The sequence below is a fragment of the Streptomyces sp. Act143 genome, from assembly GCF_003143935.1.
Taxonomy (GTDB): domain Bacteria; phylum Actinomycetota; class Actinomycetes; order Streptomycetales; family Streptomycetaceae; genus Streptomyces.
Genome location: NZ_QFRX01000001.1, coordinates 966,743 through 992,815, shown reverse-complemented (window position 1 = coordinate 992,815; position 26,073 = coordinate 966,743). Strand labels below are relative to the sequence as shown.

25 protein-coding genes are annotated in these 26,073 nt (G+C 71.3%); 14 read left to right on the top strand and 11 right to left on the bottom strand.

From position 1 onward, the window contains the following. Window positions 1–38: 38 nt before the first annotated feature. The gene (urtA, locus tag DI272_RS04380) at window positions 39–1,316 is read right to left on the bottom strand and encodes an urea ABC transporter substrate-binding protein (protein WP_375138027.1); all 1,278 of its coding nucleotides are present in this window, start codon (window positions 1,314–1,316) and stop codon (window positions 39–41) included. Window positions 1,317–1,523: 207 nt separating this feature from the next. Then, window positions 1,524–2,636, bottom strand: coding sequence for a substrate-binding domain-containing protein (locus DI272_RS04375; protein WP_109493810.1), 1,113 nt, complete (start codon window positions 2,634–2,636; stop codon window positions 1,524–1,526). Window positions 2,637–2,714: 78 nt separating this feature from the next. Between DI272_RS04375 and DI272_RS04370 the strand changes: the two genes are divergently transcribed. Beyond that, window positions 2,715–3,152 (top strand): MarR family winged helix-turn-helix transcriptional regulator, encoded by a 438-nt coding sequence (locus DI272_RS04370; RefSeq protein WP_109493809.1) that lies wholly within the window; start codon window positions 2,715–2,717, stop codon window positions 3,150–3,152. A gap of 26 nt (window positions 3,153–3,178) precedes the next feature. After that, window positions 3,179–4,609, top strand: a complete 1,431-nt coding sequence (locus tag DI272_RS04365) for an aldehyde dehydrogenase family protein (protein WP_309221647.1) — start codon at window positions 3,179–3,181, stop codon at window positions 4,607–4,609. A 283-nt stretch (window positions 4,610–4,892) separates the two neighbouring features. Here the strand turns inward: DI272_RS04365 and DI272_RS04360 are convergent, their stop codons facing one another. Beyond that, a complete protein-coding gene (locus DI272_RS04360; RefSeq protein WP_109493807.1) occupies window positions 4,893–5,504 on the bottom strand; it encodes a hypothetical protein in 612 nt (203 codons plus the stop codon). A 381-nt stretch (window positions 5,505–5,885) separates the two neighbouring features. Between DI272_RS04360 and DI272_RS04355 the strand changes: the two genes are divergently transcribed. From DI272_RS04355 to DI272_RS04345, 3 genes are all read left to right on the top strand, one after another. Beyond that, window positions 5,886–6,326, top strand: a complete 441-nt coding sequence (locus DI272_RS04355; RefSeq protein ID WP_109493806.1) for a pyridoxamine 5'-phosphate oxidase family protein — start codon at window positions 5,886–5,888, stop codon at window positions 6,324–6,326. 221 nt (window positions 6,327–6,547) lie between these two features. Further along, complete coding sequence (locus tag DI272_RS04350; RefSeq protein WP_109493805.1) at window positions 6,548–8,932, top strand: phosphoketolase; 2,385 nt, start codon at window positions 6,548–6,550, stop codon at window positions 8,930–8,932. Between the two features lie 75 nt (window positions 8,933–9,007). Beyond that, a complete protein-coding gene (locus DI272_RS04345) occupies window positions 9,008–9,901 on the top strand; it encodes an aldo/keto reductase (protein WP_181387082.1) in 894 nt (297 codons plus the stop codon). A 25-nt stretch (window positions 9,902–9,926) separates the two neighbouring features. Here the strand turns inward: DI272_RS04345 and DI272_RS04340 are convergent, their stop codons facing one another. Beyond that, the gene (locus DI272_RS04340; RefSeq protein ID WP_109493803.1) at window positions 9,927–10,385 is read right to left on the bottom strand and encodes a pyridoxamine 5'-phosphate oxidase family protein; all 459 of its coding nucleotides are present in this window, start codon (window positions 10,383–10,385) and stop codon (window positions 9,927–9,929) included. Between the two features lie 315 nt (window positions 10,386–10,700). On the opposite strand from DI272_RS04340, the gene DI272_RS04335 reads away from it, so the two are divergent. Next, window positions 10,701–11,105, top strand: coding sequence for a VOC family protein (locus DI272_RS04335; RefSeq protein ID WP_109493802.1), 405 nt, complete (start codon window positions 10,701–10,703; stop codon window positions 11,103–11,105). Window positions 11,106–11,182: 77 nt separating this feature from the next. Beyond that, window positions 11,183–12,253 (top strand): adenosine deaminase, encoded by a 1,071-nt coding sequence (locus tag DI272_RS04330; protein ID WP_109493801.1) that lies wholly within the window; start codon window positions 11,183–11,185, stop codon window positions 12,251–12,253. Here the strand turns inward: DI272_RS04330 and DI272_RS04325 are convergent. The 3 genes from DI272_RS04325 to DI272_RS04315 form a co-directional block, all read right to left on the bottom strand. Beyond that, a complete protein-coding gene (locus DI272_RS04325) occupies window positions 12,235–12,750 on the bottom strand; it encodes a DinB family protein (protein ID WP_109493800.1) in 516 nt (171 codons plus the stop codon). The genes DI272_RS04330 and DI272_RS04325 overlap by 19 nt on opposite strands. A 28-nt stretch (window positions 12,751–12,778) precedes the next feature. Continuing rightward, a complete protein-coding gene (locus DI272_RS04320; RefSeq protein ID WP_109493799.1) occupies window positions 12,779–14,278 on the bottom strand; it encodes a carotenoid oxygenase family protein in 1,500 nt (499 codons plus the stop codon). A gap of 68 nt (window positions 14,279–14,346) precedes the next feature. After that, window positions 14,347–15,264 carry a LysR family transcriptional regulator gene (locus tag DI272_RS04315; protein ID WP_109493798.1) on the bottom strand — a complete coding sequence of 306 codons (918 nt, stop codon included), beginning with the start codon at window positions 15,262–15,264 and terminating at the stop codon, window positions 14,347–14,349. Window positions 15,265–15,423: 159 nt separating this feature from the next. On the opposite strand from DI272_RS04315, the gene mgrA reads away from it, so the two are divergent. After that, the gene (gene mgrA / locus DI272_RS04310) at window positions 15,424–16,419 is read left to right on the top strand and encodes an L-glyceraldehyde 3-phosphate reductase (protein WP_109493797.1); all 996 of its coding nucleotides are present in this window, start codon (window positions 15,424–15,426) and stop codon (window positions 16,417–16,419) included. A 12-nt stretch (window positions 16,420–16,431) separates the two neighbouring features. Here mgrA and DI272_RS04305 read toward each other — a convergent pair whose 3' ends face one another. Both DI272_RS04305 and DI272_RS04300 read right to left on the bottom strand, forming a co-directional pair. Next, entirely contained in the window at window positions 16,432–16,707 is a 276-nt protein-coding gene (locus tag DI272_RS04305) for a DUF1905 domain-containing protein (RefSeq protein WP_109493796.1), read from the bottom strand. Window positions 16,708–16,767: 60 nt separating this feature from the next. Next, window positions 16,768–17,154 carry a nuclear transport factor 2 family protein gene (locus tag DI272_RS04300; protein WP_109493795.1) on the bottom strand — a complete coding sequence of 129 codons (387 nt, stop codon included), beginning with the start codon at window positions 17,152–17,154 and terminating at the stop codon, window positions 16,768–16,770. Window positions 17,155–17,499: 345 nt separating this feature from the next. Between DI272_RS04300 and DI272_RS04295 the strand changes: the two genes are divergently transcribed. The 4 genes from DI272_RS04295 to DI272_RS04280 all read left to right on the top strand — a co-directional run bounded on the left by DI272_RS04295 (window position 17,500) and on the right by DI272_RS04280 (window position 21,844). Continuing rightward, on the top strand, window positions 17,500–17,910 hold the full coding sequence (locus DI272_RS04295; protein WP_109493794.1) for a hypothetical protein: 411 nt from the start codon (window positions 17,500–17,502) through the stop codon (window positions 17,908–17,910). 73 nt (window positions 17,911–17,983) lie between these two features. Next, window positions 17,984–20,320 carry an FHA domain-containing protein gene (locus tag DI272_RS04290; protein ID WP_109493793.1) on the top strand — a complete coding sequence of 779 codons (2,337 nt, stop codon included), beginning with the start codon at window positions 17,984–17,986 and terminating at the stop codon, window positions 20,318–20,320. After that, complete coding sequence (locus DI272_RS04285) at window positions 20,320–20,865, top strand: hypothetical protein (protein ID WP_109493792.1); 546 nt, start codon at window positions 20,320–20,322, stop codon at window positions 20,863–20,865. The genes DI272_RS04290 and DI272_RS04285 overlap by 1 nt, the downstream gene beginning before the upstream one ends. Further along, window positions 20,855–21,844 carry a serine/threonine-protein kinase gene (locus tag DI272_RS04280; RefSeq protein WP_109493791.1) on the top strand — a complete coding sequence of 330 codons (990 nt, stop codon included), beginning with the start codon at window positions 20,855–20,857 and terminating at the stop codon, window positions 21,842–21,844. The genes DI272_RS04285 and DI272_RS04280 overlap by 11 nt, the downstream gene beginning before the upstream one ends. Here DI272_RS04280 and DI272_RS04275 read toward each other — a convergent pair. Next, a complete protein-coding gene (locus DI272_RS04275) occupies window positions 21,831–23,117 on the bottom strand; it encodes a streptophobe family protein (RefSeq protein ID WP_109493790.1) in 1,287 nt (428 codons plus the stop codon). The genes DI272_RS04280 and DI272_RS04275 overlap by 14 nt on opposite strands. A 161-nt stretch (window positions 23,118–23,278) precedes the next feature. Between DI272_RS04275 and DI272_RS04270 the strand changes: the two genes are divergently transcribed. Then, window positions 23,279–24,577 carry a DUF6777 domain-containing protein gene (locus tag DI272_RS04270; protein ID WP_109493789.1) on the top strand — a complete coding sequence of 433 codons (1,299 nt, stop codon included), beginning with the start codon at window positions 23,279–23,281 and terminating at the stop codon, window positions 24,575–24,577. A gap of 96 nt (window positions 24,578–24,673) precedes the next feature. Next, window positions 24,674–25,141 carry an ATP-binding protein gene (locus DI272_RS04265; RefSeq protein WP_109493788.1) on the top strand — a complete coding sequence of 156 codons (468 nt, stop codon included), beginning with the start codon at window positions 24,674–24,676 and terminating at the stop codon, window positions 25,139–25,141. A 39-nt stretch (window positions 25,142–25,180) separates the two neighbouring features. Here the strand turns inward: DI272_RS04265 and DI272_RS04260 are convergent, their stop codons facing one another. Next, window positions 25,181–26,068: an RNA polymerase sigma factor SigF gene (locus DI272_RS04260; RefSeq protein WP_109493787.1), complete on the bottom strand. Its 888-nt coding sequence runs from the start codon at window positions 26,066–26,068 to the stop codon at window positions 25,181–25,183. Between the last annotated feature and the right edge of the window lie 5 nt (window positions 26,069–26,073).

Genomic DNA, 26,073 nt, shown 5'->3' with positions numbered 1-26,073 from the left:
GTGGGGCCCCTGAGGACCCCACGGCGGGTGACGGTCGGTCAGGACAGGCCGGAGGCCCAGGAGTAGCCCTTGAGGTACGGGTCCGGCTTGATGGGCTTGCCGGAGTTCCAGACCTCCTTGATCTGGCCGTCGGTGCCGATCTCGCCGATGCGGGCGGTCTTGTGGACGTGCTGCGAGGCGCCGTCGACGGTGACCTTGCCCTCGGGGGCGTCGAAGGTGATGCCGTCGGAGGCGGCCTTCACCTTCTCCGGGTCGAAGGACTTCGCCTTCTCGACCATCGCCTTCCACAGGTAGACCGACGTGTACGCGGCCTCCATCGGGTCACTGGTCGGCTTGTCCTGGCCGTACTCGGCCTTGTACGCCTTCACGAACTTCGCGTTCGCGTCGCCCGGGGTGGTCTGGTAGTAGTTCCAGGCGGTCAACTGGCCCGCCAGGTACTGCGTTCCGATCGACTTGACCTCCTCCTCGGCGATCGACACCGAGACGACCGGCATGGCCTTCGCGGTCAGGCCCGCCGACTTGTACTCCTTGAAGAAGGCCACGTTGGAGTCGCCGTTGAGGGTGTTGAAGACGGCGTCCGCCTTCGACGCCTTCACCTTGTTGGCGATCGTGGAGAACTCGGTGGAGCCCAGCGGCGCGTAGTCCTCACCGGCGATCGTCATGCCGTTGGCCTGCGCGTACGCCTTGATCTCCTTGTTGGCGGTGCGCGGGAAGACGTAGTCGCTGCCGACCAGATAGATCTTCTTCAGGCCCTTGCTCTTGAGGTAGTCGAGCGCCGGGACGATCTGCTGGTTGGTGGTGGCGCCCGTGTAGAAGATGTAGGGGGACTCCTCCAGGCCCTCGTACTGCACCGGGTAGAACAGCAGCGACTTGTTCTTCTCGAAGACCGGCTTGACGGCCTTGCGGCTGGCGGAGGTCCAGCAGCCGAAGGTGGCGGCGACCCCGTCCTCCTTGATGAGCTTCTGCGCCTTCTCGGCGAAGGTCGGCCAGTCGGAGGCGCCGTCCTCGCTGATCGGCTGGATCTTCTTGCCGAGGACGCCGCCGGAGGCGTTGATCTCGTCGATCGCGAGCTTCAGCGAGTCGCGGACGGTCACCTCGCTGATCGCCATCGTGCCGGAGAGCGAGTTGAGCAGGCCGACCTTGACGGTGTCACCGCTGACGTCGATCTTCGCCGCCTTGTCGGACGACGAGCCGGCCGCGTCGGTCTTGGCGCCGCACGCGGACAGCGTCACCAGCGCGGTGAGGGCGGCGCCGGCGGCGAGGAGGCCACGGCGCGGAACACGGGTACTGCGGGAACCGATGGAACCGCTGGACAAACCAACCCCCTAGGGTGAACGGCCTGCTGAAGTGCGGTCCACAGACTCAAGTCCCCCTGTTTCCGGGGTGTTTCGCTCTACTTTCCCGGAGGCAACAAAAAACGCCCCTGGCGACGTGTGAGAGGCATTCAGAAACTGAATTCACAATTCGCCCGAGGCATTCTAATTACTTTCTGTGGGAAGTATCTGCGCGGTCGTGCGGACATGTCAAGAGCGGGAACCGTGAAGGTCGAGCTCGGTGAGGACATCGAAGTCCAGTCCGTCCGCGCGGGCCAGGTAGATCCGCTGGCGCACATGCCGGTCCCGCAGATGCATGAGCCCGCGCGGGCCCTCGTACGACACTCCGCCGGCCGCCGCCCCGATCGCCGTCACATCCAGCGTCCCGGCCCGCTTGAGGAGCGCGGCGAGCAACAGGACGCCCTCGTAACAGGATTCGCCGAGACTGCCGAGGGCGGGCGCCTCGATCCCGTACCGGCCGGCGTACTGCCCGTGCAGGTCGAGGGTGTCCTGATTGGCGAGCGAGGCGAAGAAGCCGGCCGTGCTGTACAGGTCCTCGGTCGCCGAAGGGCCGCTCGCCATCAGCATGTTCTCGTCCATCAGCGTGCTCAGCCGCAGACAGCGCGCCGCCAACCCGTAAGCGGCGAACGCCCGGTTGAAGCGCACCGCGTCGCTGCCCACCAGCAGCATGAGCACCCCGTCCGCGGCCGAGCGCTCGATGCGCCGCAGCACGGGCTCGAAGTCGTGCGTGCCGAGCGGGAGGTAGACCTCGCCGTCCACCGTCGCACCGGACTCGCGGGCGTATCCGCGGGCCGCCCGTGCCGTACGCCGGGGCCACACATAGTCGTTGCCGACGACGAACCAGCGGCGCACCCCGCGCTCGTGCGCCAACAGACCCATGGCGGGGCGCAGTTGATCGCGCGGCGTCTCGCTGGTCAGGAAGACGCCCGCCGTGTGCTCGCCGCCCTCGTACAGGGCGGTGTAGACGTACGGCACCCGATGGGCGATCCTCGGCGCCAGCGCCTGCCGCACCGAGGAGATGTGCCAGCCCGTGACGCCCTGCACGACCCCCAGGTCCACCAGCGCCTCGACCTGGTCGGCGATCTCGCGCGGCGACCCGCCCCCGTCGACGGGCACCAGCTTCAGCTCCCGCCCGAGGACCCCGCCGGCCCGGTTGACCTCCTCCGCCGCGAGCTGTGCGCACAGTTCACAGGTGGGCCCGAAGATCCCGGCAGGCCCCTGAAGGGGGAAGACCAGGGCCACGCCGAGCACGGAGTCGTCGGCCGTGAACCAGTCGGGGGCGGGTGGCTGGTGCCGGAACATGGCGTCATGATTTCCGGTCCGCCCGGTGAACTCCAGCCTGTCTCATACGATGTACGCACCCCGTGACCTAGGAGCGCGATGCCCACCTCATCCCCGCGCCGGCCCCGCGACCTGGTGCAGCTCCTGACGCGCGCCGAGCGGCTGGCGGCCCGCCGCCTCCAGGCGGTGCTGGACGAGGAGGGCTGCTCGCTCGACGCCTGGCGGGTGCTCGGGCTGCTCTCCGACGGGCAGGGGCACCACATGACGGCGATAGCCGAGGCCGCGTTCCTGCCGCCGCCGACGCTGACCAAGCTGGTGGACCACCTCGTCGACCAGAACCTCGTCCACCGCCGGGTGGACCCGCTGGACCGGCGGCGCATCCTCGCCCACCTCACCCCGCGCGGCCAGGAGTACTGGCGGCGCGTCGACCGCGCGGTCCGGGCCGACTGGCCCGTGCTGGGCGAGGGGGACGAGGAGCTGCTGCGGGGGCTGCTGGAGCGGCTGGCGGGAACGCTCGACGCCGCCACCCGGGTGTGATCGGGGAGTAACGCAAAGTTGTCTGCGTGGTAGGGGAATGTATTTCGGTGCAGAAAAGGTTGGCATTTGCATCTAATACATCCGACCGTCGAGGCCGTGCCCAGCGGCCCGCGCAGCACCAGCGAGGCACCGTGAACCAGCAGCCCACCCCCGAGCAGCCCGCCGACATCGTGGCCCGCCTGCGCGCCACCTTCCGCACCGGCCGCACCAAGCCCCTCGCCTGGCGCACCACGCAGCTGCGCCGCCTGCGCGAGATGCTCACGGAACGCGGCGCCGACCTGGCCGCCGCCCTCCACACCGACCTGGGCAAGAGCTCCACCGAGGCCTACCGCACCGAGATCGACTTCACGATCCGCGAGATCGACCACACCCTCGACCACCTGGAGGAGTGGCTGCGCCCCGAGTCCGCCCCGGTCCCCGCGCACCTCGGCGCCGACGCGACGGCCTGGACGCAGTACGACCCGCTCGGCGTCGTCCTCGTCATCGCCCCCTGGAACTACCCGGCCCAGCTGCTGCTCGCCCCGGTCGTGGGCGCCCTGGCCGCGGGCAACGCGGTGGTCGTCAAGCCGAGCGAGCTGGCCCCCGCCACCTCGGTCGCGCTGGCCCGGCTGCTGCCGGAGTTCCTCGACACCGAGGCCTTCGCGGTCGTCGAGGGCGGCGTCCCGGAGACCACGGCGCTGCTGGCCGAGCGCTTCGACCACATCTTCTACACCGGCAACGGCACCGTCGGCCGGATCGTCATGCGCGCCGCCGCCGAGCACCTCACCCCGGTCACCCTCGAACTCGGCGGCAAGTCCCCGGCGTTCGTCGGCCCCGACGCGGACCTGGCCGTCGTCGCGGACCGACTGGCCCGCGGCAAGTTCCTCAACGCGGGCCAGACCTGCGTCGCCCCCGACTACGTCCTGACCGACCCGGAGACCGCGGCGGCCCTCGAACCCCTGCTGACCAAGGCGGTCCAGGCGGTGTACGGCACCGACGCGTCCGTCTCCGGTGAGTACGGCCGGATCATCAACGAACGCCACTTCGACCGGCTCAGCGGCCTGCTCGGCTCGGGCCGCGTGGTGGTCGGCGGCGAGACCGACCGCGACGCGAAGTACATCGCCCCGACGGTCCTGGCGGACGTCGACCCGGCGTCCCCCGTCATGCAGGAGGAGATCTTCGGACCGATCCTGCCGATCGTCACCGTCTCCGGCCTGGACGAGGCCATCGACTTCATCAACGACCGCGACAAGCCCCTCGCCCTGTACGTCTTCGCCGACTCGCAGACCACCCGCGAGCGCCTCGCCGCCGAAACCTCCTCGGGCGGCCTCGGCTACGGCCTCCCGCTCGCCCACCTCACCGTCTCCGACCTGCCCTTCGGCGGGGTGGGGGAGAGCGGCATGGGCAACTACCACGGCCGCTACTCGATCGAGACGTTCAGCCACCGCAAGGCGATCCTGTCGAAGCCGCTGGGCTGACGCGGGACGTTCGGCGGGTGCGTGCCCCCTGCGCCGATCGGCGCAGGAGCGGGCGGACCGGGCGCAAGCACCCGCGTACGCACAGGCGTGACGGGAGCCGACGCCGATTCGGCGGCCGTGGACGGATACGCCCCGGCCGCCGTCGACGTGCCGCAGCGATCATGTGCTGGGCCCGACCGGCTCAGCGGCGACGAGTCATACAGCTCCCGCCGCCACCGCCGTTGCCTGCGAAGACGTCGGATCGAGCAAACGATCCGGAGCCGAGGGGCCAGCGGGCTCGTCCTCAGCCGTCCGCGGGCGGCCCTTCAGAAAGTGAGCGGATCCACGGCTCCTCGGTCAACTCGACGCCACACGCCTCGAGGAACATCCTCTCCAGCTCGTGGTCGCGTCCGGACAGCGAGCCGGCGGAGACTTCACCGTAGATGGCGAGGTCGACCTTCATCTGGGTGCGCAGCAGTGACAGTTGCTTCTGGGAGAGATCTCCTCTCCACGGTGCTAGGACGCTGGGGTCCTTGGGGGCTCGGGCACGGAGGCTGGGCGGAAAGAGCTCCTCCACAGGACAAGTCAGGTTCGCCTTCGCCTTGAGGTAGAGCATGAGAGTCCGGTCGGTGAGGAGCATGCCGTTGCCATCGGCGTAGTACCAGTCGGTCACCTTCTGATGGAGGTCATACCGCTCTGCATCGTCCATCGGCTGAGTTCGCGTGGGAGAGGCGACCCTGAACAAGGCCCACAGAGCGGCGTAGGCCTGAAGGCGACGCTCGGCGGTCTTCAAGTCGAGTTGGCGGCGGAAGTCGTGGGCCAGGTGTGCCCCGAGGGAGGCCACGTATGCGGTGACGCCGGCGGCCAGGAGGCCGGCCGTGGCGGTGATGATCGCTGGTGCGAGGTTGGTCGCCATGTCCCTGTCTTGTAGCTGCAATGACCTCCAGTGGCCAGCCGCGCATCTGCCGGAGCCGGCTTGCACGCGGATCTGGATCTTCTGCTTGAGACGTTCACAGGGGTTCGGCCGCCGAGGGCGCCGTGGCTGCGCAGCGCGTCGGCTGCTTCTGCCGTCGGCGTGGACAGGTCGCTCCGTCGCCCGTCAGCCCGCCCCCTGCCCACGCCGCCACCGCTCTGGGACGGTCATTCCGGCCATGCGGCCCCCGTCGGGTATGACCACCGTCCATGCGATGAGGGCCTCTGGTCCCTCACGCCCTGCCCCCGGCCGCGCGACGATGGAACCCGGACAGAGATCCCGCGAAGAACGCACCCCGTGACTCCAGGCGAAAGACGGCGAGCCATGTATGCCAACGACGGATTCCGCGAGCTCGACCGGGAGGAGTGCCTCCGGCTGCTGGCGTCCGCGCCCATCGGCCGGATCGTCCACACCCGTCAGGCACTCCCCGCCGTGCTCCCCGTGAACTTCGCCCTCGACGAGGACGGAGCGATCCTGCTGCGCACCTCCGCCACCTCCGAGCTGGCCCGGGCCGTCGACGGCGCCGTGGTCGCCTTCGAGGCCGACGAGGTCGACACCACCACGCACGCCGGCTGGAGCGTCGTCGTCACCGGCCACGCCGCCGTCGTCACCGACCCGGCCGAACACGCCCGACTGTCCCGCACCGGCCCGCTCTCCTGGGCCCCGGCGCCCCGCGAGGCCTTCGTCCGCATCGAGCCCGAACTGGTCACCGGGCGCTCTCTCGTCGGTGGACGCACGATGTACGGAGTGTCACTCGCCTCCTGAGGGCCGAAGCGGTGCCGAAGCGGTGTCGAAGGACGAGAAGGAGTACCCGAGCAGTACCGACGTACCGAGAAGCCCCAGCGGTCTCCCCACATGTGGCCCGGTCGGCCCTGTCGGGTACCCGGCGCGACGACAAAGGTGGATGCGAGGCGCGGCCACCGCGCTCGCCCGGCACACCCCGGAACATCCCGGCACAGCCCGACACCGACCCGGAAGGGGAACCCATGTCCGCCGCCACCCGGCAGGAGCCCGGCGCACTCACGGACGAGGAGCTGGCCTCCCTGGACGCCCACTGGCGCGCAGCGAACTACCTCGCCGTCGGCCAGATCTACCTCATGTCCAACCCCCTGCTGACCGAGCCGCTGCGCCCGGAGCACGTCAAGCCGCGCCTGCTCGGCCACTGGGGCACCTCGCCCGGCCTCAACCTGGTCCACACCCACCTGAACCGGGTCATCAAGGCCCGCGACCTGGACGCCCTGTGCATCTGGGGCCCCGGCCACGGCGGCCCCGCGGTCCTCGCCAACGCCTGGCTGGAGGGCTCGTACAGCGAGACCTACCCGGACGTCACCCGCGACGAGCAGGGCATGGCCCGCCTCTTCAAGCAGTTCTCGTTCCCGGGCGGCGTGCCCAGCCATGTCGCCCCCGAGACCCCCGGCTCGATCCACGAGGGCGGCGAACTCGGCTACTCCCTCTCGCACGCCTACGGCGCCGCACTCGACAACCCCGAGCTGCTGGTCGCCTGCGTCATCGGCGACGGCGAGGCCGAGACGGGCCCGCTGGCCGCGTCCTGGCACTCCAACAAGTTCCTCGACCCCGTCCACGACGGGGCCGTCCTGCCGATCCTCCACCTCAACGGCTACAAGATCGCCAACCCGACGGTGCTCGCCCGCATCCCCGAGGACGAACTCGACGCCCTGCTCAGGGGATACGGCCACGACCCGATCCACGTCACCGGCGACGACCCGGCCACCGTCCACCGCGCCATGGCCCACGCCCTGGACACCGCGCTCGACCGCATCGCCGCCATCCAGCACGCCGCCCGCGAGCAGGACGCCGGCGAACGCCCCAGCTGGCCGATGATCGTGCTGCGCACGCCGAAGGGCTGGACCGGCCCCGCCGAGGTCGACGGCCTGCCTGTGGCCGACACCTGGCGTTCCCACCAGGTCCCGCTGTCCGCCGTCCGCGACAACCCGGCCCACCTGCGGGAGTTGGAGACCTGGCTGCGCTCCTACCGTCCCGGGGAACTCTTCGACGAGCAGGGCCGTCCGCGGCCCCACCTGCTGACCCACGTCCCCGAGGGGCCGCACCGGCTCGGTGCCACCCCGCACGCCAACGGCGGGCTCCTGCTGCGGTCGTTGCCCCTGCCGCCGCTGGAGCGGTTCGCCGTCCCGGTCGACAAACCGGGCGCCACCCTCCACGAACCGACCCGAGTCCTGGGCGACATGCTCGAACACGTCATGCAGGCCACGGCCGACCGCCGGGACTTCCGCCTGGTCGGCCCCGACGAGACCGCCTCCAACCGCCTCCAGGCCGTCTACTCCGCCAGCGGCAAGGCATGGCAGGCCGACACCTACGAGGTCGACGAACACCTCGACCGGCACGGCCGGGTGATGGAGATCCTCTCCGAACACACCTGCCAGGGCTGGCTGGAGGGCTACCTCCTCACCGGCCGCCACGGACTGTTCTCCTGCTACGAGGCCTTCGTCCACATCGTCGACTCGATGGTCAACCAGCACATCAAATGGCTGCGCGTCACCCGCCGGCTGCCCTGGCGCGCGCCCATCGCCTCCCTCAACTACCTGCTCACCTCACACGTCTGGCGCCAGGACCACAACGGCTTCTCCCACCAGGACCCCGGCTTCGTCGACCACATCCTCAACAAGAGCCCCGAGGCGGTCCGGGTCTACCTGCCGCCGGACGCCAACACCCTCCTCTCCGTCGCCGACCACGCGCTGCGCAGCCGCGACTACGTCAACGTCGTCGTCGCCGGCAAACAGCCCTGCTTCGACTGGCTGTCCATGGACCAGGCCCGCATCCACTGCGCCCGCGGACTCGGCGTCTGGGACTGGGCGGGCACCGAGGACGGCAGCCGTGAACCCGACGTGGTGCTGGCCTGTGCGGGCGACGTGCCGACCCAGGAGGTGCTGGCCGCCGCCCAGTTGCTCCGCCGCCACCTGCCGGACCTCGCCGTCCGCGTGGTGAACGTCGTCGACATCGCCCGGCTGCTGCCGAGCGAGGAACACCCGCACGGGATGAGCGACTTCGAGTACGACGGCCTCTTCACGCCGGACAAGCCGGTGATCTTCGCCTACCACGGCTACCCCTGGCTGATCCACCGCCTGGCCTACCGCCGCACCGGCCACCCCCATCTGCACGTCCGCGGCTACAAGGAGATCGGCACCACGACCACGCCCTTCGACATGGTCGTCCGCAACGACCTCGACCGCTACCGCCTCGTCATGGACGTCATCGACCGCGTCCCGGGCCTCGCCGTCCGCGCCGCCGCCGTACGTCAGGAGATGGAGGACACCCGGCTGCGCCACCAGGAGTGGATCCGCGAACACGGCACGGACCTGCCGGAAGTGGCGGACTGGTCCTGGGACGGCTGATCCCGAGTCCGCAAAGAGGTTCGATCAGGTCGTTCAAGAGGGACTTCAGCGGGAGTCCTGTGTGACACTCCGCTGATGACCTCCGAAACGATCACCGCGGATGCCGCGGGCACCTGGAAGCTCGGCGACCTGTCCGTCAACCGCCTCGGCTACGGCGCGATGCGGGTGACGGGCAGCGCCGCCTTCCACCACGGGACACCGAGCGACCGACGGCAGGCGATCACCGTGCTGCGCAGGGCGGTCGAACTCGGCGTCAACCACATCGACACCGCCGCCTTCTACTTCTCCGCCCTGCGCTCCGCCAACGAACTGATCAACACCGCGCTGGCGCCGTACGCCGACGACCTCGTCATCGCCACCAAGGTCGGCCCCTTCCGCGACTGGACGGGGGAGTGGGGCACCTCCGCCCGGCCCGAGGACCTGCGCGGCCATGTCGAGGAGAACCTGCGGCAGTTGGGCCGCGACCACCTCGACCTCGTCTACCTGCGACGCATGCGGCAGGACTCGATCGCCGAGCACTTCGGTGCCCTGGCCGCACTGCGCGAGGCAGGCATGATCCGCCACCTGGGGATCTCCGGGGTCGAGCCCCGCCACCTGGCCGAGGCGCAGGCCATCGCACCGGTGGTGAGCGTGCAGAACCGCTGTGCCCTGGACCACCCCGACGAACTGCTGCGCATCTGCGGTGAACAGGGCATCGCCTACGTCCCGTTCTACGCGGTCGCCGGTGACGCGGGCGCGCACGGCGCCACCGCGGACCACGACGCCGCAGTGCTCGCCGTCGCCCGGGCGCACGGGGCGAGCCCCGCCCAGATCCGCATCGCCTGGACCCTGCACCAAGGCCCGCACCTGCTCGCCATCCCCGGCACGGGCAACCCCGACCACCTGGCCGAGAACGTGGCGGCGGGCGCGATCCGGCTCACCGAGGACGAGCTGGCCCGCCTCGACTCCGTGCACGTACAGGCCGGTTGATCAGCGCCGGGAACCGGTCACCTCCTCACACGGTCCAGGCGCCGTCCCGCATCAGGAACCGGCCCCGCATCTCGTGCTCACCGTTCCGCGCCTGCACCGTACGCGGACGCACCCGGAAGTAGACGTACGGCAGGCTGTCCGCCCGCGGGTCCCAGCCGGTCTTCGCGAGGAACCCCTCCGCCGCGGCCGACGGCACCTCGTCCGCGGCGTACATCTCCGCGTCGCCGTCGACCAGCACGACGTCCTCGGTGTCCCCGAGCGCCAGCCGGGCATGCCCGGCCTCCCGCAGATTGCGCCCGGTCGGCGTCGACAGACGAGTCGCCAGCCACAGGGCCTCGCCGTCCCACCGGAACCAGAGCGGGACCAGGCAGGGAAGCCCGGCACCGTCGGCCGTGGCCACCCAGACGTCCCGCTCCTGCTCCAGCCGGGCGAGGAGCTCACGCTTGCGCTGAGCGGGATCGCGGGGCTGCTTGGTGATCTTCATGCCGCGGACGCTAACGGCCTCACCGGCCCTCCGCATCGGGCGCCGGACCTAGGGCTGCGGCCCCATCCGGGAACCGGGAACCGCCGGGAAGGGCGCCGGACGCCCTCGCGAAACCCGCCGGACGCCCGCCGCGAAACCCGCGGATGCCCCGCATAGGAACGCTGGGCGTCCGCAGCGGAACCCGCGGATGCCCCCCATAGAAGCCCGCCGGACGCCCGCCGTGAAACCCGCAGATGCCCCGCCGAGGACACGACTGGCGTCCATCGGGTTTTACGTATAACCTCTCCGGCTAACCGCACGCCCAGAAAGGCCCCGATGAGACGCATCGCCCTGGTCACCCTCGTCGTCGACGACTACGACGAGGCGATCCGCTTCTACACCGAGGCCCTCGGCTTCCGGCTCGTCGAGGACGCCCCGCGTCCCGACGGCTCCCGCTGGGTCGTCGTGGAGCCCGGCGTGGAGCCCGGCGCGGAGTCGGGCGGCACCGGACTGCTGCTGGCCCGCGCCAAGAACGACGCCCAGCGCACCCGCGTCGGCGACCAGACCGGCGGGCGCGTCGGCTTCTTCCTGCACACCGACGACTTCGCCCGCGATCACGCCCGGATGCTGGCCGCCGGCGTGACCTTCCTGGAGGAGCCCCGGCACGAGCCGTATGGCTCGGTCGCCGTCTTCCAGGACCTGTACGGCAACCGCTGGGACCTGCTCCAGCCCGCCGGCTGACACGCTCCCGCTCCGCTCCGCTCCGCTCCTCCCTCCCTCCCCGCCGTTCCGCCTCAGCACCTCAGGAAGACTCCGCCATGACCGCTACGCGCGTAGATGCCGATGTGATCCGCCGCCTCCCCAAGGCCGTCCTGCACGACCACCTCGACGGCGGCCTGCGCCCCGCCACCGTGATCGAGCTCGCGGCGGAGGTCGGCCACACCCTGCCCACCACGGACCCGGACGAGCTGGCGGCCTGGTACTACGACGCCGCGAACTCCGGCGACCTGGTGCGCTACATAGCCACCTTCGAGCACACCCTCGCGGTGATGCAGACCCGCGAGGGCCTGCTGCGCACCGCCGAGGAGTACGTCCTGGACCTCGCCGCGGACGGCGTGGTCTACGGCGAGGTGCGCTACGCCCCCGAGCTGAACACCCGGGGCGGCCTCGCCATGAGCGAGGTCGTGGAGACCGTGCAGGAGGGCCTCGCCGCCGGCATGGCCAAGGCGGCCGCGGCCGGCACCCCCGTCCGCGTCGGCACCCTGCTCTGCGGCATGCGCATGTTCGACCGGGTCGCCGAGGCGGCCGGCCTCGCCGTCGCGTTCCGGGACGCCGGCGTCGTCGGCTTCGACATCGCCGGCGCCGAGGACGGCTTCCCGCCCGCCGACCACCTGGCCGCCTTCGAGCACCTGCGCCGCGAGAGCGTGCCGTTCACCATCCACGCCGGTGAGGCCCACGGCCTGCCCAGCATCCACCAGGCCCTCCAGGTCTGCGGCGCCCAGCGCATCGGCCACGGCGTGCGGATCACCGAGGACATCGTCGACGGCAAGCTCGGCCGTCTGGCGAGCTGGGTGCGCGACCGCCGGATCGCCCTGGAGATGTGCCCGACCTCCAACCTCCAGACCGGCGCCGCCGACTCGATCGCCGAGCACCCGATCACGGCCCTGAAGGACCTGGGTTTCCGCGTCACCCTCAACACCGACAACCGGCTGGTGTCGGGCACGACGATGACCCGCGAGATGTCCCTGCTGGTCGAGGAGGCGGGCTGGACGGTCGAGGACCTGCGCACGGTCACGGTGAACGCCCTCAAGAGCGCGTTCGTCCCGTTCGACGAGCGCAAGGCCCTCATCGAGGACGTCGTCCTGCCGGGCTACGAAGCCGCGCTCTGACGCAGCCCCCGCAGATACGCGGCCTGTCCGACGTGCTGGAGATCGTCGGACAGGACGCTGACCAGGCGTACGCCCAGGGTGACCGGCGGGTCCCAGTTGTCGTCCACGACCCGTTCCAGGTCCGCCGCGCTCACCCCGCGCAGCGCCTCCAGGCTCTGCGCGTGGACGGCGTCGTAGTAGCCGGTCAGCAGCTCGGCGGAGTCCACCCGTACCTTGGCCACCTGCGCGGAGCTGTGGCCGTACCCGATCTCACCTGGTTCGAGATCGAGCCCGAACCGCTTCTCCCAGCCCTGGGTCAGCCACACCTGGTCGAGCCCGAAGGCGTCGGCCAGGTGGTCGTCCTGGACCCGCGTGAGATGCCAGACGAGCCAGGCGATGGAGTTGGCGTCGGGACCGGGACGGTGGTTGAGGTCGTCGGGGGGCAGGTCCTTGACGGCGGCATGGACTTCTTCCTGGATGCGGCTGAAACCGTCGATGAGGATGTCCTTTGCATGCATGCCTTCCACCTTCGCGCACCCGGCCGCCTCACGCGTCCGGAATCCAGCTCCCGTGGAAACCGAGCGGCACCCGCCCCGGCAGATGGATACGGGCCACCGGTTCGCCGGTGAAGTCCTGCGCGGCGAGGATCAGCAGGTCGGACGCCCCGCGATCGGGATTGTGGACGTACGCGATCGCGTATCCGTCGTCCTCGGCCGCGCTGTGTTCGCGCGGCACGAACACGGCCTCGCTGGCCGCCGCCCCGCGCGGCAGCCGGTGCACCTGGGTCGTGCCGCGCAGCAGGTCCTGCTTGATGAGCGCGTTGCCGAACGCCCGGTCGGGCGGGTTGCCGTCGAGAGTCAGGTACGCCTGCGCCATCTCGGCGGACGCCGCCGAGTAGCCGTAGCGGTGCCGGCGGGACACCAACGCCTCGTTCACGCGCGGGAATTCCTGCGGGCGGTCGTCGAGGGTCCGGGTCCGCACCCGGCCGTGCCGCAGATCGATCGTCCAGCGGTCGAGTCGCGGGGTGCTCGCTCCGTACGGGCCGCCCGAGCCCTTGCCCGCCACGAAGAAGGGCGCGTCGAAGTTCGTCATGTCGACGACGATCTCCGACCCCTGCTCATAGGCGTTCAGGGTGTGCGAGTAGTAGACCGGGTCGACCTCGAACCAGCGCGCCGTGCCGCCGTCGCGCGGCAGCACTCCGACCCGCGCCGGGTGCGTGTCGTTCCAGACGTACGGCACGATGTCGCCGCGTTCGGCGCCCGCCGGGTCGAAGGTGACCGGCATGTCGAGGATGACCACGTGGTGCTCGGTGAGGGCGAAGTCGTGGATCATCGGCGCGTCCGCGACCGGAATCCTGGTGGTGCGGGACACCCGCCCCGTCGGGTCCACGACCAGGTGCCGGACGTGGTCCCAGGTCGGGTAGTAGGCGATGGCGTGCAGCTCGCCGGCGTGGACGTCGAACTTGGTGTGCGCGGTGAGCGGGCCCTTCAGGGTGCCCCGGAAGTCGTACGTCCCGACGGTGTTGAGCTCGTCGTCGAGTTCGTACGGCAGCGGGCCGCTCTCCTGGAGCGTGAGGATGCGTCCCCGGTACGGGATCACATGCGTGTTGCACGGGAAGTCGTCCGGTGGCACCGGGCCCGGGTAGGGCTCGCCCAGCTTCTTCGCCACCTGGGAGGAGCGCACCCAGCGGTTGCGGTACCACTCGGCCCGGCCGCCACGCAGCCGCACACCGTGCACCATGCCGTCACCGAGCATCCAGTGGTGCGCGCGCGGGTCCTCGAGTCCCAGCACATTGGGGCCGTTGCGCAGATAGCGGCCGTTCAGATCGTGCGGGATGCGCCCGGTCACCGGCAGGTCGAAGGCCGTCAGTTCCTTCGTGACGGGCGCGAACGCGCCCTCCAGGAAGGGGAACCGGCGCGCCTCGGCGGTCCGGGCGGCCGCGACCGCCTGCCCCGGCCCGGTCACCGCGCCCGCGCCGAGCAGTCCGCCCGCCGCCGCGACCGCCGCCGCGCCGCGCAGCACCTTCCGTCGTGTGTGGTCCGTCATGTTCCTGACTCCTGACCGCAGTTGCCGTAAGTGGACAGTCATGAGTCTGCGGTGGAAGACGGGCCGGATCAGGAGGGGTGAGCCCCTTCCTGGGGTGTACCTGAACCCCCTGTTTCCAGCAGCGCCATCAGCGCCCTGGCCGCCGGGCTGGTGGCCTGCTCGGGCGGCAGCAGGGCGACGGTCTCGTACACGGCCTCCCCGGTGCCCTTCACCGGCAGCGCGGTCAGCGACGGGCGCTTGTGCCGGAAGTGGCGCGGTACGACGGCGACGCCGAGGTTCTCGTCGACCAGGTCCAGCAGGCTGTGCACGTCGTTCACCTCCAGCGCGACCGCCCGCCGCACACCCGCCGCGGTGAACGCGGCGTCGGTGGTGCGGCGCGGGCCCCAGTCCGGGTGGAAGTCCACGAAGACCTCGCCGCCCAGGTCCTCCGGGGTCACGGCGGCCCCGGCGCGGGCGAGCCGGTGGTCGGGGTGGCACAGGACGGTCATCGGCTCGGCGGCCAGCGGTACGACGCGCAGCTGGTCGGTGTCCTCCTGTGCCGTCCGTACCGCGAAGGCCAGGTCGAGGCGTCCGGCCGCGACCTCCTCCGCGAGCGCCCCGGAGCCGGCCTGCCGCAGACAGATCTCGACGTCCGGGTGCCGCCGGCGGAACGCGGCGAGTAGCCCCGCCACATGCACCCCCGCGATGCACTGCTCGGACCCGAGCGCGAGCATCCCGCGGAGCACCCCCTGCACCGCGGCCACCGCCTCGTGGGCCGAGCGGACCTGCGCCAGGATGCGCTCCGCCTCGCCGAGCAGCGCGCGCCCGGCCGGGGTGAGCGTCACCCGTCGGGTCGTACGCACGAAGAGCGGGGTCTGCAGTTCCCGCTCCAGTGCCCGGATCGAGGCCGAGAGACCCGACTGGGACACCAGCAGCCGTTCGGCGGCGCGGGTGAAGTGCTGGTCCTCGGCGACCGCGACGAAGTGCTGGAGATGGCGGAGTTCCATGAGGCGGAAGCCTACTCAGAAACCCGTCCGCTGAATTCCATCGGATTCTTCTGTTGGACCAATGCCCCCAGGTCGCGAAAGAGTGGGCATCGGTAGAGAGCGCCGGGTCCCAGGTGACCCGGGCTCTCGGGAAACCGTGCCAACCCCTCTGGAGTCGCGTTGTACACCGCACACCCCGACCGCTACGCGGACATGCCCTACCGGCGCACCGGACGCAGCGGCCTGAAGCTCCCCGCGATCTCGCTCGGCCTGTGGCACAACTTCGGCCCGGCGGACCGCACCGTCGAGACCCAGCGTGCCATCCTGCGTCGCGCCTTCGATCTCGGCGTCACCCACTTCGACCTGGCCAACAACTACGGCCCGCCGCCCGGCGCCGCCGAGTCCGCCTTCGGTGAGGCCCTCAAGTCCGACCTCGCCGCCTACCGCGACGAGCTGATCATCTCCACCAAGGCCGGCTATCTGATGTGGCCCGGCCCGTACGGCGAGTGGGGCTCCCGCAAGTACCTGCTGTCCTCGCTGGACCAGAGCCTGACGCGAATGGGCCTGGACTACGTCGACATCTTCTACTCGCACCGCCCCGACCCGGAGACTCCGCTGGAGGAGACGATGGGCGCCCTGCACTCCGCCGTGCAGCAGGGCAAGGCGCTCTACGTCGGCATCTCCAACTACTCCGCCGAGCAGACCCGCGAGGCCGCCCGCATCCTGGGCGAGCTGGGCACCCCGCTCCTCATCCACCAGCCGCGCTACTCGATGCTCGACCGGCGCCCCGAGGACGAGGGCCTGCTCGACACCCTGGACGAGCTCCAGGTCGGCTCCATCGTCTTCTCCCCGCTGGAGCAGGGCGTGCTCACCGGCCGCTACCTCGACGGCATCCCCGAGGACTCGCGGGCGGCGAGCGACAGCCCCTTCCTGAACTCCGATGCCCTCACCGAGGACCTGGTCTCCCAGCTGCGCGAGCTGAACGGCATCGCCGAGTCCCGCGGCCAGACCCTGGCCCAGCTGGCGCTGGCCTGGGTGCTGCGCGGCGGCCGGGTCACCTCCGCCCTCGTCGGCGCGAGCAGCCCGCAGCAGATCGAGGACAGTGTCGGCACGATCGCCAACCTTGACTTCGACGCGGAGGAACTGGCTCGCATCGACGCGGTGATCAAGAAGTAGCGCGTCCCGCGCTCAGATGCGTTCCTGGAGGCGGACGGTCACGGTGTCGCCCGCCTCCTTGCCGATGGCCCTGCGCACCTCGGCGTTGACCGGCAGTTTGTGCCGGCCGTCGCCCAGCGCCATGAAGGAACTGCGGAACGGGTGCCCGTCGATGGTCCCGCTGACCTTGACCAGGCCGCGGGTGCCGAAGAACGCGACGGACTCCGGCCAGACCAGATAGGTCCAGCCACCGGCGCTAGGGCTCTTGACCAGCTCGGCGGTGAACTGCCGGTCGATCTTCGCGGTCATGACGTCCGCCTCTCGCTCGTGGTGATCTCTCCTTCAAGAGACCACCGCGGGCGCCGAAACTCATCGCGCCCCGGCGGGAATCCGGTCCAGGAACCCCAGCACCGACCGGACCCGGCCCTGCTCGTCCAGCGTGATCACGTCGAATCCCGCCACCGGTGCGGAGCCGTCGGCCTCGTTCACCAGCTCCCAGGAGAAGCGCGCGGTGTCGTGATGGCCGTCCACCACCCCGGTCGGCCGGAAGACGAACCCCGGGAACTGCTCGTGCGCCGCCGCGATCACCGCGGCGATCTGCTCATGGCCGCTGACGTCGACCAGGGGGTCGGTGTAGCTGCCGTCCGCGGCCCAGGTGGCCGCCACCGCTTTCGCCAGGGTCTCCTGGTCGGCGGCGTTCCAGGCCTCGAAGTAGCGGGCCACGGCAAGCTCGTGACGCTCGGTGTTCGCGGACATGCGGCATCAGCCTCCGTCGAGGTCGTCTCTGCTGGTGAGGACCGGGTCCCGGTCGCGGTGACCCGGTACCGCAACCATGCCCGCCGCGCCGCGGACCGTCGATTACCCCTCGGGTAATGCGCGCGGAGGCGCCGTTTCGGCCAACTCCCGCTGTGAATATGCCAGGAGAGTGGCCGGAAAGTCGTGGTGACAGTGTTTCAGTAGTGAACATACTCAACTGACAGGGCATTCACATCCAGCGAGGATGCCATCACACACCGCACATGAGCCGCGGTACTCGTACGTCCGGAGCCGCATCGAAAGCGAGGCCAGCCGACAGGCGCTCTACGCACCGGGGGAGTGAACGTGCACGACGAATTCCTGTGCCATGTCACCGCGTACGGAACCTGCGGAGGGCAGCGCATCGGCGTACCGCTCGGCAGCTACCGGGCCCCCACCCTCGCCCTCGCCCTGTGGTGGTTACGGGACCGGGCGTCCTGGATCGCCGAGCGCCTCGACCCGCAGCCGGAGATCAGCCGTATTCCGACGAGCGCGCTCGTCCCGGTCGCTCCCTCCGTGCCCGACGTGCCCGCCGTGCTCCGCGCCTGGTGCGGGGACGCCGCCCAACAGGAGCTGGTCGCCGAGGAGTTGGCGGCGGGCCGGTTGATCAGGGTCGCCACCAGCGACGACACCACCGAGTACGAGCTGCTCGCCGAGTCGGTGGACGCCCTGCGGATGCAGCGGACCATTCCGGCGCTGGTCGTTTCCGTGGGGTGAGGGGCGCCCCCCCGAACCGGCGAGGTGCTGCGCACAAAGGGCGCACATCTGGACGAATAGATAGAATCTCGGCATGGCAGAGCGGCCCAGCGCGCCGACTGCGCCCGAACTCGTCCTGGAGACCGAGACGGGCTCCACCGTGATGAGTCCGGGCCACGACTACCACGTCGGACGCGATCCCCTGAGCGACATCGTGATCGACGACGCCCGGGTCTCCTGGCACCACGCGGTGCTGAGACCCGAGGCCGACCACTGGACACTGGAGGACGAGCACAGCACCAACGGCACCTACGCCGACGGTCTGCGCATCCACGAACACGACGTCGGCCCCGGCTGCGTGATCCGCTTCGGCAGCCCCTCCGACGGGCCGCGCGCGATCCTGGTCGCCCCGGAACGTCCCTCGGCCGTGGCGGCCGTGTCGATGCCCGCCCTCACCGGCACCTTCCGGCAGCCCACCACGGTCCGTCCGCTGCCCACCCGGACCGTCCGCATCGGCCGCGCCGACGACAACGACCTGGTCATCGACGACCTGGTGGTCTCCCGCCGGCACGCCGAACTGCGCGCCCACCCCGACGGCACGTACGAGATCGTCGACCTCGGCAGCCACAACGGCACGTACCTCAACGGCGGCCCCGTCACCCGCGCCCTGCTCGGCCCCGGTGACGTCGTCGGCATCGGCCACTCGGCGTTCTGCCTGGTCGGCGACCAGCTCCAGGAGTACGTCGACACCGGTGAGGTCTCCCTCGACGTACAGGACCTGTCGGTCGCCGTCGACCGCGGCCGCAAGACGCTCCTCGACCACGTGTCGTTCCCGGTGGGGGAGAAGTGCCTGCTCGCGGTGGTCGGCCCGAGCGGCGCCGGCAAGTCCACCCTCCTCGGCGCCCTCACCGGCCAGCGCCCCGCCGACCACGGCACGGTGCTGTACGACGGCCGCGACCTCTACCGCGACTACGCCGAGCTGCGCCAGCGCATCGGCCTGGTCCCGCAGGACGACATCCTGCACGCCCAGCTCACCGTCCGCGCCGCCCTCGCCTATGCCGCCGAGCTCCGCTTCCCGCAGGACACCGCGAAGGCGGAGCGGCAGGCGCGGGTCGAGGAGGTCATCGACGAACTCGGCCTGCGCCAGCGCGCCGACCAGCCCGTGCACAGCCTCTCCGGCGGCCAGCGCAAACGCGTCAGCGTCGCCCTGGAACTGCTCACCAAGCCCTCCCTGCTCTTCCTCGACGAACCGACCTCGGGCCTCGACCCCGGCATGGACCGCTCGGTGATGCACATGCTGCGCGGCCTCGCCGACGACGGCCGGACCGTCATCGTCGTCACCCACAGCGTCCTCAGCCTCGACGTCTGCGACCGGCTCCTGGTCCTCGCGCCCGGCGGGCGGATCGCCTACTACGGGCCGCCCGAGGACACCCTCGCCTACTTCGGCTACCAGCAGTGGCCGGAGGCCTTCGAGGCCTTCGAACGGGATCAGGGGCGGGACTGGGCGGGGGAGTTCCGCGCCTCGCCCTTCCAGCGGCAGTACGTCACCGAGGCCACCGGCCAGCCCCGGGTGCCCAGATCCGGCCCCGTGGTGATCACCCCTCCGCCGCGCCCCCGCAGCCGGGGCGCCCAGCTCGGCACGCTGATCCGCCGCTACGCCACCGCCCTCAGCGCCGACCGCACCTTCCTCGCCATCATGATCGCGCTGCCGTTCGTGATGGGCGCCATGGCCCGCGCCCTGGCGGGCAGCAGGCTCACCCAGGAGACGGCGATGAACGCGCTGCTGATCCTGTGCGTCGGCGGGGTGCTCACCGGGGCGGCCAACGCGGTGCGCGAACTGGTCAAGGAACGCACCATCTACCAGCGCGAGCGCGCCGTCGGCCTGTCCAGATCGGCGTACCTGATGTCGAAGATCGTCGTCCTGGGCACGGTCACCGTCCTGCAAGCCGTCGTCCTCACCCTGGTCGCCCTCCTCGGCGTCGACCTGAACGCGCCCGGCGGCGAAGGCGTGTTGATGCCGCCCCTTGTCGAAATCACCGTCGCGGTCGCCCTGCTGGCGTTCACCGCGATGATGCTCGGTCTGCTGATCTCCGCGCTGGTCCGCAAGGAGGAGGTGACGATGCCGCTGCTGGTGCTGCTCGCCATCGTCCAAGTGGTCTTCTGCGGGGCCCTGCTGAAGCTCGACGGCGTGCCGGGCCTGGAGCAGCTGTCCTGGCTGGTGCCCTCGCGGTGGGCGCTCGGCGCGATGGCCGGCACGGTCGGCCTCGCCCGGATCGTGCCCGGCGAACTGACCGGCGATCCGCTGTTCCGGCACACGGCGCAGGTGTGGCTGCTCAACGTGGGCATGCTCGTCGTTCTGTCCGCGGTCTTCGGATACGTCGTCTCCCGCCTGCTGCGCCGCCACGAACCGGCCGTCCTGCGGAAGTCGTGATGACCACCCCCGGCTTCCGGCCCACCCACGTCGTCCCCCAGCACGGCATGCCCGCCTGGGAGGCACCCGACCCCGCCCGCCCCACCGTCCCCCTCGACCCGCTGCTGCCCGTCCAGCTCGTGGAGCGGCGCGGCGACTGGGGCCATGTGCGGTGCGCCAACGGCTGGTCCGCCTGGGTCGACGGCCGCCTCCTGGTCGCCGTCCCCAAGGACCCACCCGTGGCGGACGCCCCGCTCGCCCACACCGCCGACCCCCGCCCGCTGCTCGCCCGCGCCGACGAAACCCTCGCGCGCTACCGTGCCGCGGTCGAGGAGCTGGCGGGCGGCGGCCTGGACGCCGAGACCTTCCAGAGCCGCACCCGGGGCCTGCGGATCGGCGTGGTCGTCGACGGGGAGTCGGTCTGGCTGTACGACGCCCAGCACGGCCGCTGGGCCTACGCCGACGGCACCCGCCTGAGCGTCTACGCCGCCGAGGACGCGCCCCGCGCCGCCGCCGGGGACCCCGGACACGCCCCCACCCAGGTCGTGACGCCCGATGGCCCGTGACACCAGCCTCTTCTCCGGCCGGCCCTCCGAGCTGATCGGGCGCCGGATCGCCGGCTACCGGATCGAGCGCGAGATCGGCCGCGGCGGCATGGCCGTCGTCTACCGCGCCCGCGACCTGCGGCTGGACCGCACCGTCGCGCTCAAGCTCCTCGCCCCCGAACTCGCCCGCAACGACACCTTCCGCCGCCGCTTCACCCACGAGTCCCGGGCCGCCGCCGCGATCGACCACCCGCACATCGTCCCGGTCTTCGAGGCGGGCGAGACGGACGGCGTCCTGTACATCGCCATGCGGTACGTCGAAGGCAGCGACCTGCGTCATCTCCTCGACCGCCAGGGCCCGCTGGCGCCCGCCGTCGCCCTGCGCATCGCCGCCCAGATCGCCTCCGCGCTGGACGAGGCCCACGACCACGGCCTGGTCCACCGGGACGTGAAACCCGGCAACATCCTGATCGCCCGCGGCACCGACAGCGACCACCCCGAGCACGCCTACCTCACCGACTTCGGCCTGACGAAGAAGTCCCTGTCCCTGACCGGCTTCACCACGGTCGGCCAGTTCGTCGGCACGCTCGACTACGTCGCCCCCGAACAGATCTCCGGCAAACCCGTCGACGGCCGCTGCGACGTCTACGGCTTCGCCTGCGTCGTCTACGAGACCCTCGCGGGCCGCCCCCCGTTCCGCCGCGACGACGACATGGCCCTGCTGTGGGCCCACCAGTACGACGAACCGCCCCCGCTGACCGAGTCCCGCCCCGACCTCCCCCCGGCCGTCGACGGCGTCCTGGCCACGTCCCTCGCGAAGAGCCCCGACGACCGCTACGGCACCTGCCTCGCCTTCGTCGCCGCCCTGCGCACGGCCCTGACCGGCGTCCCGGCGGGCGGCCACGCACCGACGGAGGTCGCCGCGAGAGCCGTGCCGTTCCCGCAGAACGGGCCGAAGCAGCCACCGCCGTGGGCCCGGCCGGTCTTCAGAGGGCGCTAGTCCCGTCCGATGGCAGCGTCTCCCCTCGCCGCCGCACCGGCCGCGCCAGCAACCCGCCCAGGAAGCCCGCGACCAGACCCCACAGCGCGCCCAGGCCGACCGCGGACCACAGCTCCGGCTTCAGCAGCAGCTCCCCGTTCAGGTCGCCGCCCAGGTCGCCGATGCCGAGGACCGACAGGCCGTAGTGGGCGGTGATGCGGGCCAGCAGGCAGATCGTCAGGACCGTGAGGGCGAGGGCGACCGCCAGGTGCAGGGCGTGCTGCCAGGCGCGCATGCGGGCCGGGGAGCGGGCCGCCATCACGAACGCGGCGGCGAGCAGCAGGACCGCGTCCACGGCCACCAGCCACCACACCCGGCCGTCGTACTCGGCGAGCGTGGACAGGTTCAGGGTCGCGGTGTCCTGCGAGCGGAGCACCTCGTCGAGGACGTGCGGCATCGGCAGCCCGAACGGGCCCTCCACGCGGCCGTTCCAGGTGGCGCCGAGCCCCAGCGTCAACGTCAGCCAGACCAGGTTCGGCAGGCCGAGCAGGAGCACCGCCAGGGTCTCCACCGCGTGACCGCGCGTCACCGCCACGATCAGACCGATCACGACGCCCAGGACCACGTAGGCGAGCAGCAGCACGACCATCGCGTACGCCGCCGGCCGTACCGACGCCTGGAAGCGCAGCAGCCGTCCCGGCAGCGGCGCCCCGCGCGAGACCAGCAGCGCCAGAGCCAGCACACCGGCCAGCCACAGGAGGCCGAAGAGCAGCGTCAGGGGCATGTTCGTCTCGAAACCGACCTTCGGGGTGACGCCGAACAGGTCGCCGAGGTCGGAGAGCGCGCTGTCGCCGAGGGAGAGCGTGAAGGTCTGGCGGGCGCCGAGCGCCAGCGCGATCAGGGCGAGCAGCCACAGGACGGCGACCCGCGCCGCCCAGCCCGCCAGTTCTGTGGCGCTCGCCACCGCCCGGTGCCGTAGCGGCCGCAGGAACCCCGCCGCGATGACGAGGGCGCCGGCCAGCGTGACCGACAGCGGGATCACGGTCAGACCGGCCTGGGTGTCGGCGAGGCCGCCGGCGTTGCCGGAGAGTTCGATCGTGCCGCCCACCGCGGTCACCACGGTCGCCGCGACGACCCGGGGGAACGCCCCGTTGGGCAGATCCGTCGCCCCGGCCGCCCACAGCCCCAGGGCCGCGGTCGCGCCCATGACGAGCAGTGCGGACAGCACGGTGACGGCGGCCTGCACCCAGCCGTGCGGGGCGACGGCCTGGTCGGAGCGGGTTCTCGGGCTCACCCTGCCCACGCTAAGCAGCGCCCCCGGACCCCGCCCGCCGGGAGGGCCGTCCGCGTCCGCTTGCGAGCCGCACCCGACCGGAGCACACAATGGAAACGTCGTGGATAAAAGCGGCGTAAATGGAGAAAAGCCGCGCGATCCCACGTCGGGAAGAAGGGCTCGTGAGCGCCGAACCTCCGTCCTCCGGCCGGCCCACCGGACCGCCCTCAGGTCCGCTGTCGGGTCCCTCCCAGCCGCCCTCGGGGCCGCCTTCGCAGCCGCCGGGCAGCAGCGGCGGAGCGGTTCCGCCGGAACCCCACCGCCCCTGGTGGCGTTCCGTGCCGCGGGTGGCCGTCCTCGCCACCGCGGTCGTGGCCGCCGTGGTGCTGGCGCTCGTCCTCAGCCGCTCCGGCTCCGGCGGGGGCGGCGGCACCGCCAAGGGCGGCGAGGTCTTCCTGCAGGCCGCGTCCAAGACCGGCCCCGAGCCCTTCACCGAGTCCACCGCGAACGACAGCTCCGCCCCACCCGTCTCCGCCTCCCCGGCCACCGAGACCGCCGCGGCCAACGCCGTGCGCGGGGTCGACGGCGCCGCGCCCGGCCTCTACGGCGGCACCCGCAACGTCTCCAGCTGCGATGTGGAGGCCCAGATCAAGGCACTCCAGACCGCCCCCGCGAAGAACAAGGCCTTCGCCTCCGTCGCCGGCGTCCAGCCCTCGGGCGTCCCCGCCTACCTGCGCTCGCTCACCCCGGTGCAACTGCGCATGGACACCCGCGTCACCAACCACGGCTACCGCGACGGCGCCGCCACCAGCTACCAGGCCGTCCTCCAGGCCGGCACCGCCGTCCTCGTCGACGACCACGGCGTGCCCCGCGTCCGCTGCGCCTGCGGCAACCCCCTCTCGCCGCCGGTCGCCCAGCAGACCACGCCCAAGCGGACGGGCGACACCTGGGCGTCGTACCGGCCCACGAACGTCGTCGTGGTCTCGCCCTCGGTCACGGTCATCAACATCTTCGTGATCTACGACCCCGACGAGGACGAGTGGATCGCCCGCCACCGCGGCGACACGGGCCACAAGGACCAGCACACCGACCCGCCGGTGAACCCCTCGCCGTCCGTGAGCGTGACGACCCCGACGGCCCCCACGTCACCGACGTCGCCGTCCACCTCCCCGTCCTCCCCGGCGCCCTGTGTCTCCACGGCCACCGGAACGCCCACCGGCACCCCGACCGGAACACCCACCGGCTCGGCGACCCCGTGCCCGCCGACCTTCCCGAGCCCGTCCTCGCCCACGCCGAGCTCCGAGTCGCCGGCCACGGAACCGGGGACGACCGAGCCCGGGACGACACCGCAGGAGTCGCCGGACGAGGAGTCCGCGCCCGACACCTCCGCACCGCAGCCCCCGCTCGCCTCCGACACCACGACAGGGTCGGCGTCCACCCGCAGCACGCCCGCCTCGCCCGTGACGTCACCGGCGGTGTGACCGACACGACCCGTTTTGGGGACTGCGGCGCCCCGCTCGGGGTACGAGCACTGGTGCAGCAGCGTCCGGCCAGTCCGGCTTCCGAGAGAGAAACGCATGATCGAGCACCTGGACGGGGCAGTGGTACCCACCGGTTTCGACGTGCCCGTCGATCCCCTCAGGCGGGCGGCCCACTACACCGGGGAACCGGGATGCATCGCCGAGGCCCGGCACTTCGCCGCGCACTTCCTCGACCAGCTCAGGACCGAGTGGTGCGCGGACATCGCGGCGCGGGCCGACGACGAGGTGCTCCTGGTGGTGAGCGAGCTGGTCACCAACGCCGACCGGCACAGCAACGGCCCGTACATCCTGGACCTGGAGGGCACGGACGCCACCGTGACCGTGTCCGTCTACGACAGCAGCGCCGCACTGCCCCTGCGCTTCCCCAAGGACCCCGAGCGGGTCGGCCGGCACGGCCTGGAGATCGTCCACGCGCTGGCGTCCGAGGTCACCGCCGAGCGCGTACCGGTCGGAAAGCGGGTCAGCGCGGTCCTCAGACTGAGCGACAAACCCGGCGAGGGGTGATCGCCGGAACCTCCCGGCGATCACCCCGTGCCACGGTCCTCAGGCGCAGCCCAGCTCGCCCAGCATGCCCTGGCGCAGCCGCGCGATGATCCGCTTGATCAGCCGCGAGACATGCATCTGCGAGCAGCCCAGCTGTTCGCCTATCTCCGCCTGGGTGGCCTCCTCGACGAACCGCAGATGAATGATCTGCCGGTCACGATCGCTGAGCTCGGCCATCAGCGGTGCGAGCGCATGGAAGTCCTCGACCAGCCGCAGCCCGTCCTCCTCGACGCCGATGAAGTCGGCGAGCACCGACTCGCCGTGCTCGGGGCCGTCGCCGGTCAGGGCGGCGTCCAGCGACGCGGAGTTGTAGCCGTTGGAGGCGATCTGGCCCTCGATGACCTGGTCCTCGGAGATGTTCATCAAGGTGGCGAGCTCCGCCACCGTCGGCTCCCGGTCCAGCCTGCTGGCCAGCTCCTCGCGCGCCTTGGCCAGCTCCACGCGCAGCTCCTGCAGCCGCCTGGGCACGTGCACCGCCCAGGTGGTGTCCCGGAAGAACCGCTTGATCTCGCCGACGATGTACGGCAGGGCGAAGGACGTGAACTCGACCTCCCGCGCGAGTTCGAACCGGTCTATGGCCTTGATCAGGCCGATCATGCCGGTCTGGACGATGTCCTCCATGTCGTCCCCACGGCCGCGGAACCGGCCGGCGGCGAACCGCACGAGGGACATGTTCATCTCAATAAGAGTGTTGCGCGCGTACTGGTACTCGGGCGTGCCCTCCTCGACCTCCGTCAGGCGCTGGAAGAACTGGCGGGACAGCTCCCGGGCGTCACGCGGAGCCACGCTCCGCGGGTCCACGACCCCTGGCAGCGGTCCGTCACCCGTGCTGGTCCCGGCGGCCTTCTCCATGACCTCTGCCTCCGACCGGATCACGGCGGTGTCCATTTCCT